The 6968-nt window shown below is 39.3% G+C and carries 5 protein-coding genes and 1 pseudogene; all 6 read left to right on the top strand.

Annotated features, from left to right (window positions below; translation table 11 throughout):
* Positions 1 to 132: 132 nt before the first annotated feature.
* The 6 genes and pseudogenes from CP352_RS06005 to CP352_RS11315 all read left to right on the top strand — a co-directional run bounded on the left by CP352_RS06005 (position 133) and on the right by CP352_RS11315 (position 6586).
* Positions 133 to 738, top strand: coding sequence for a TVP38/TMEM64 family protein (locus CP352_RS06005; RefSeq protein ID WP_005727220.1), 606 nt, complete (start codon positions 133 to 135; stop codon positions 736 to 738).
* Entirely contained in the window at positions 738 to 1289 is a 552-nt protein-coding gene (locus tag CP352_RS06010) for a GNAT family N-acetyltransferase (RefSeq protein WP_065990819.1), read from the top strand. Before CP352_RS06005 ends, CP352_RS06010 begins: the two co-directional genes overlap by 1 nt.
* A gap of 230 nt (positions 1290 to 1519) precedes the next feature.
* Entirely contained in the window at positions 1520 to 2827 is a 1308-nt protein-coding gene (gene serS / locus CP352_RS06015; RefSeq protein WP_013086796.1) for a serine--tRNA ligase, read from the top strand.
* A gap of 204 nt (positions 2828 to 3031) precedes the next feature.
* A complete protein-coding gene (locus CP352_RS11310; RefSeq protein WP_233186916.1) occupies positions 3032 to 3916 on the top strand; it encodes a YSIRK-type signal peptide-containing protein in 885 nt (294 codons plus the stop codon).
* A complete protein-coding gene (locus CP352_RS06025; protein WP_005720675.1) occupies positions 3901 to 4245 on the top strand; it encodes a hypothetical protein in 345 nt (114 codons plus the stop codon). The genes CP352_RS11310 and CP352_RS06025 overlap by 16 nt, the downstream gene beginning before the upstream one ends.
* A 23-nt stretch (positions 4246 to 4268) precedes the next feature.
* A pseudogene (locus tag CP352_RS11315) lies at positions 4269 to 6586 on the top strand (MBG domain-containing protein).
* Positions 6587 to 6968: the final 382 nt, after the last annotated feature.

Consider the following 6968-nt stretch of genomic DNA (forward strand, 5'->3'; position numbering starts at 1 on the left):
ATTAACTTTATTATATAGTATCTGCCCAAAGTAGCTAAAATAATAAAACTTTTTTTAGATTTGCATGTTTACGGTATCTGGACTGGATTTTTGTTAAAATTGAACTACTAGGCGATGAAGGAAGGCGAGAAAATGCATCTATCGACTAAGGCTAGTCGTAAATTAATCAATATTGCAACTATAGTTTGTGGAATCGCAATCGTGTTGCTGGTGATTTATTGGTACCGTTTGGGGATCTTTACCGATCAAGCTAAAATGCGGGCTTATCTGGCTAATAAACAAATTGTTGGTCCGATTATTTTCGTGTTGATTCAAATTGTTCAGGTAGTTATTCCGATTATTCCTGGGGGCGTGTCTTTATTAGGAGGCGTGGTCTTCTTTGGCCCAGTTGCTGGGTTTATTTATAACTACGTGGGGATTTGTATTGGCTCAATTATCAACTTCTTTTTAGCTAGACACTACGGCCGGCCCTTTATTTTGCATATTGTTTCGGAAGAAACGCTTGATAAATATATGAAGTGGACAGAGAATCAGAATAAATTTAATTGGTTCTTTGCATTATGTATTCTCGCCCCAGCAGCTCCCGATGACGTGCTTTGCCTGCTAGCAGGATTGACTAAAATGAAGTTTTGGACTTATTTTTGGATTATTATTTTGTGTAAGCCATGGACAATTGCCGCCTATAGTATAGGCCTACAGTTTGGTGCGAAGTGGCTCTTGAAGCTGATGGGTAACTAATGCTTGAATCTAAGAGAATATATTTGAGACCTTTTGAAGAAAGGGACGCGCAGCAATTACTGAAGTGGGGTGGCAATTCCCGCTACCACAAGATGGCTGGCTTTGAGGAATACCGCAATCTGACTGAGGCGGTTAATGGTGTGAAGCAATATATGTCGCGTCCTGAAAGTTATGTCGTTTGCTTGCGCAAGAACAATGAAGTGATCGGTCTGGTTGAATTGTATGAACGCGGCTTAGATGAAAAGAGTGGCCTATTAAAGACTAAAGAAGTTGGCTTTTTGCTAGATCAGTCGTTTGAAGGTCACGGCTATATGACTGAAGCTTTACGATTGATTTTGACCTATGCTTTTAAAAAGAAAAAGCAAGTAGAAGTCTGGGCTGGAACTTTTGCCGATAATGAAAAATCACAGAAATTGCTTAAAACACTAGGATTTCAGTATGTTTATACTGTCGATTACACACAAGTTAGTGCACTTTTTTCGTTTAAAGAAAAATATTATTTGCTCAAAAAAGAAGAATGGCTTAAAATAAATGCAAACACGAAATCCTAAGACTGCTTCAGAGAGTTCACGGTTGGTGCGAGTGAATGCATAGTCGCTTCCAGATTTCAATAATGTGGGCAATTAATAGTTGCACGGTTTGACGTCGTTACTCGTCTGGTAAAGAGGTGCAGTCTAGATAGACTGAAGCTGGGTGGTACCGCGAAACCGTGTAAGAGCCGATTCGTCCCAAGTGTAGGGATAAGTCGGCTCTTTTTTTATGCATATCATGGAGGTTTTATATGCTTGATATTAAAGTGATTCGTGAGAATCTTGACTGGTCAAAGAAGAAATTGGCTACACGTGGCATTAAGCCAGAAGAATTAGATGAATTAGTTGAAATTGACGCTAAGCGTCGTAAGGATTTGACTAAGAGTGAACAATTAAAGGCTAAGCGTAACGACGTTTCTAAGCAAATTGCAGAAAAAAAGCGTAACAAAGAAGATGCTAGCGATGCAATTGCTGCTATGCGTGAAGTAGGTAAGGAAATCAAAGACTTAGATAAGGAAGTTGCGGAATTAACTGAAAAGCAAAACTACATCTTGCTTAGATTGCCTAACTTCCCAGCTGATTCAGACCCAATTGGTCCGGACGATAGCTACAACGAAGAAGTTCGTAAGTGGCACCCAACTACTGAATTTAACTTTAAGCCAAAGGCTCACTGGGATATTGGTACTGACCTTGGCATCTTAGACTGGGACCGTGCTTCAAAGGTTTCAGGTGCACGTTTTGTTTACTACATCGGTGCTGGTGCGCTTTTGGAACGTGCTGTCTTCAACTTCTTCCTTGATGAAAACACTAAGGAAGGTTATACCGAAATTATCCCACCATACTTGGTAAACGATGCATCAATGCAAGGAACTGGTCAATTCCCTAAGTTCCACGAAGATGTTTATACCATCGTTGATAATGACGATCCAGATAAGCCACGTGACTTAACTTTGATTCCAACTGCTGAAGTTCCATTGGTAAACTACTTCAGAAATGAAATTATTCATGAAAATAAGTTGCCAATCAATGTTACTGCATTGTCACCAGCATTCAGAAGTGAAGCAGGGTCAGCAGGACGGGACACTCGTGGTTTGATTAGAATGCACGAATTCCGTAAGGTTGAGATGGTTAAGGTATGTAAGCCTGACGAATCATGGGATGAACTCGAGAAGTTAACTCATAATGCGGAACACTTATTGCAAAAGTTGGGCCTGCCATATCACGTAGTTGCTCTTTCAACTGGGGATGCAAGTTTTACTAGTGCTAAGACTTACGACCTTGAAGTTTGGATGCCTGCACAAGACAAGTACCGTGAAATCTCAAGTTGTTCAAACTGTACTGACTTCCAAGCTCGTCGTGCACAAATTCGTTACCGTGATGAAGACGGCAAGCTTCACTTGGCACACACTTTAAATGGCTCAGGTTTGGCTGTTGGTCGTTGTGTAGCTGCTATTTTGGAAAATTACCAAAACGAAGATGGTTCAGTAACTGTTCCTGATGTACTTGTTCCTTACATGAATGGTATGAAGAAGATTACTAAAGAATCAGGTTTAATTTAAGTAATTAAAGATTAAAAAAGCCAAATCGTTATTTTAGTTGTTGTGACTGACAACTTAAAATAACGATTTTTTTGCATATAATTTAAGCCTGCTTTTTGTTGTGATTTATGTTAGGTGTTATCAAAATAGATGAATAGAATAAAACCGCGTAATAGAAAGACTATAAGTTAGAGATAAAACATAACTTAAGGGGATTGAGAGACTATGACTTTTAATAAAAATGACTTTGAAGGCAAGCAGCGCTTTAGTATTAGAAAATTGAACATTGGAGTTTGTTCCGTTTTGCTTTCAACTTTGCTTTGGACGATGAATACAAGTCAAACGGTTCATGCGGATACTACGGATCCAGTAGAAACAGAAGAGGTTGAGTCGGCTAAGAAGACTACCACAGATACTGGAAATGATCAGACTACGACAGCTGGTAAGAATGATAACGATACTACTGCTCAAAAAGAAGTTAGCGGTACCGATCCTTTGACTAGCAAAAATTCAACCGAGCAGAATTCAACTAAACAGGCAGAAGATAAAAAAGCTACTAGTCCAGAAGATACTAAAGATGTTTCTACTCAAAATAATAAGGAAGTTTCTTATAGTGCTTACAATAAGAGCGGCGATCCAGGTCAGCAAACTACTTTCACTCAAGGCACCGACAGTTATCAGCCAAACTATATTATTTCCCGCTTGCAAACAAATGCTGATGGCTTAGTGAGTGGCAAGCAAAATGCTACTATTCGCGTTACTGTTCCAAATGGTACGCTTGGTGCTCAATATGATGCAGATGGTAAGTATTACTACTACGAATTGAATGCTAATGTTAATGTTGCGCAAAAGGTGACGTTTGAATTTGTAGACCAGTACAACAATAATGCGGTTGTCGGTCAAACTTATTCACAAGAATTTATCCCTGGTGTTCAAACTAACCTCAACTTTAATATGACCATTCCAACTGATCCAGAAGGTTATGGTTACGAATTAGCAAACGGTGCGTCAATTCCAGGACAATACACTTTGCCTGCCTTTACGCAAATCTTCCTAACGCATCAGTTTATGAAGCACGTCCAGTTCATACTGTTTTGTATATTCCAGTAAAACAGCAAGCGAGAACAGTAACGGCTAAATATGTAATTGCTGGTGGTGACAAAAATGGTCAACAATTTGCACCTGATTCACAAATACAGGTATTCTATGCCCAGACTGGTAGTTTAAATGTTGCTAATAACACGATTACTTATGGTAATTGGCAATGGGATCAAACAGCAGGTGATTCAACAACGCCAGGATTTAAAGTGATTTATGGTTCATGGAGCCTACCTAAAGAAGCTGGACAAACTTGGCAAGTTAATGTTCCTGATCCAGGCAAGGATTATGTTGTTGTAAATATACGTATGGTAAAAATAGTACTAATAGTACTAATTTAAGCTACACTGCTAAAGATGGTGACTTGATCTTTGATCAAACCCCAGGCAATGTCGGTGAATACCACGTGGAATTATCTGCGCAAGGGTTGGATAACATTGAAAAAGCTTTGGGTCTAACTACGCATACCCACAAGTAGCAGCTGATGTAACTACTAAGGGTACATTAACCATTAACCAGGGCGAAGCTACTGTTACCCTGAATAGTGGTGACAGCAAGACTTATGATGCTAAGCAAACCTTACCAAGTGGACTTAACTTGAATAAGTACAACGTAACCTACGATGCGACGGTTTACTCCGCTGATGGTGAAGCTCAGACACTTAAGTTAACTGCTGACGATTTGCAAATTGTTGTTAATGCAACGAATGTCGGTACTTACCAAGTTAAATTGTCACAGGCTGGTCAAGAAAAGCTTAAGCAACTAACTGGTAATAATGGTGCTAACTACAAGTGGACATTTAAGACAACAGCTAACTACATAGTTACTGCAGCCACTGCTGACGCAAAACTTAATGGCTCTAACCAAAAGACATTTGATGGTACAGCTGTAACAACTGCACAAGTTAACAGCAATGGTCAAATTTTAGTTCACTTTACTTTCCCAGGTTCAACTACCGAAAGTACGTATGCTCTGCAAGACGGTGATTATATTTGGAATGCTGGCAGCGCACCAGTTAATGCTGGTACTTACACCATTACGTTGAACAAGCAGTCAATATTGGCTCACTTGCAAGATGCCTTGAAGAAGCAAGTTAACGGTAATGTAACTATTTCCGCTGACGATTTAGGAGGCCAGGCAAGCTTCACAATTACGCCAAAGGCAATTACTGATATCACTATTTCTGGTAGTGATCAAAGCAAGACTTATAATGGCAAATCAGCTGATCTCGATGTTAATGGCTTGAAGATCACGGCAAATGGTACGATTACGAACACACCATTAGTAAACCCAGGAATCACTGCTAGTGACTTTACGTGGTACGATGCGGCTGGTAAGAGACTTGACGGAGTTCCAACGGATGCAGGAACTTACCAAGCCCACTTGAATGCCAACACGCTCGTTGTATTGCAAAAAGCAAATCCAAACTATAAGCTGAATATTTCTTCAAAGGCTAAGTTTACTTGGGATGCAACCTTAACGATTGAATTTGAAGATACTCAAGAAGGTAACAAGCAAGTTGGTCAGACAATTACTAAGTCTGGCGTTGCTGGCTATACCACAAATCCTAACAAGGTTGAACAAGTGAAAGTAACTGGCAATGATAAGGATAGTGAAGTCACTGTTACTTATACTGTCAACACTCAAACGGGGAAGATTTCTTACGTTGATAGTGATGGCAAAGAAGTAGGGCAAACTCCGCTTAGTGGCAAGACCGGTGAAACAGTAGATGTAAATCCACAAGTTCCAGCAGGATGGAAGATTGTTTCAGGACAGGATATTCCTAAGACAGTAGTTGCAACTGCTGATGGCATTCCAACTGTAACTGTAAGGGTTGAACACGACACCATTATTGTTACTCCAGAAACTCCATCGGGGGATGTTCCAACAGGTCCAGTGCCAGGTGATCCAAGTAAGAACTATGATCACTTCGATACTTTGACTAAGACTCCAACTAGAATAATTACAGTCATTACGCCTTCTGGTGCTAAGCTGATTATCACTCAAAAAGTAACATTTACTAGAACTGCAACGTTTGATAAAGTTACTGGCAAAGTTACATACAGTGAGTGGAAGGTAGATGGTAATACTCAGTGGGATGCATATACTGCTCCAACGTTTAGTGGCTACACTGCTTCACAAAGTAAGGTGGCAGCGGAAAAGGTTTCAGTAGATACGGCTGACAGTAATATTGAAATTACTTACAAGCAAGATGAAGTACCAACTCCGGAACCAGAACCTCAACCGAAGCCAAAACCAAATCCAGAGCCGAAGCCAGATAAACCTGACAAACCAAATAAACCGGATAAGCCAAACAAGCCTGCTAAGCCAGCAAAGCCTAATAAGGAAAGTAAAAAGAAGCATAATCATTCTAAAGCAAATAAGAAGGGCTATGACTCTAATAACAATCCTAAGTATGAAGGTATGCCTATAGGTCGAAAGAAACGCGCTAACGGCCCAGTTAAGGCAGCAGACGCTGAATTTGGCAAGAGGACAATAGGGAAAGCAGAAAGAAAGCAATTAGCTAACAAATTAAATGCAAAACCGAAGTCCGTGCAAGACTTATTGCCTCAAACTGGTAGTGAACACAAACACACACTAGGTTTGATTGGTACATTACTCGCTGGTTTAGGTTGGATTAGTTTACTTGGCGTTGAAAAACGTAAGAAAAAAGATGAATAGACACTAAAGATTGATCATCTAAAGATATAAAATGAGACGTTTATCGAATGATTATATTTGATAAACGTCTTTTTTTGCATTTTGAGTGAAAAATTAGGCAAAACACTGTTTTTTGAATTATTTTGAAAAAATTTCGAAAAATTTTGTACTAAAATTAAGAGAAAAAACATTAAAACTCGAATAATAAGCGTAACGATAAAAATAAAGTAAGCAAAAAGAAAAAGGTAGATGGAAATAGAAATAAAGAAATAATTACAACGCGTCCAAGCGTTTCTAAAAGATTGCGAACGAAGAGTAAAACTTGCCAAAGCGGAGAAAATAAGGTAAATTAATAAAGTCGCTTCGAGAGATGCGACGAGAGCTTAAAAACAGACATGTAAGG

This window comes from Lactobacillus sp. UMNPBX1, assembly GCF_002554085.1.
In the GTDB taxonomy this organism is placed as follows: domain Bacteria; phylum Bacillota; class Bacilli; order Lactobacillales; family Lactobacillaceae; genus Lactobacillus; species Lactobacillus crispatus.

Excerpts from the sequence above, each read along its gene's own strand:
- CP352_RS11310 (WP_233186916.1), top strand. The coding sequence starts at position 3,032 with ATGACTTTTAATAAAAATGACTTTGAAGGCAAGCAGCGCTTTAGTATT.
- serS (WP_013086796.1), top strand. The coding sequence starts at position 1,520 with ATGCTTGATATTAAAGTGATTCGTGAGAATCTTGACTGGTCAAAGAAG.
- CP352_RS06005 (WP_005727220.1), top strand. The coding sequence starts at position 133 with ATGCATCTATCGACTAAGGCTAGTCGTAAATTAATCAATATTGCAACT.
- CP352_RS06010 (WP_065990819.1), top strand. The coding sequence starts at position 738 with ATGCTTGAATCTAAGAGAATATATTTGAGACCTTTTGAAGAAAGGGAC.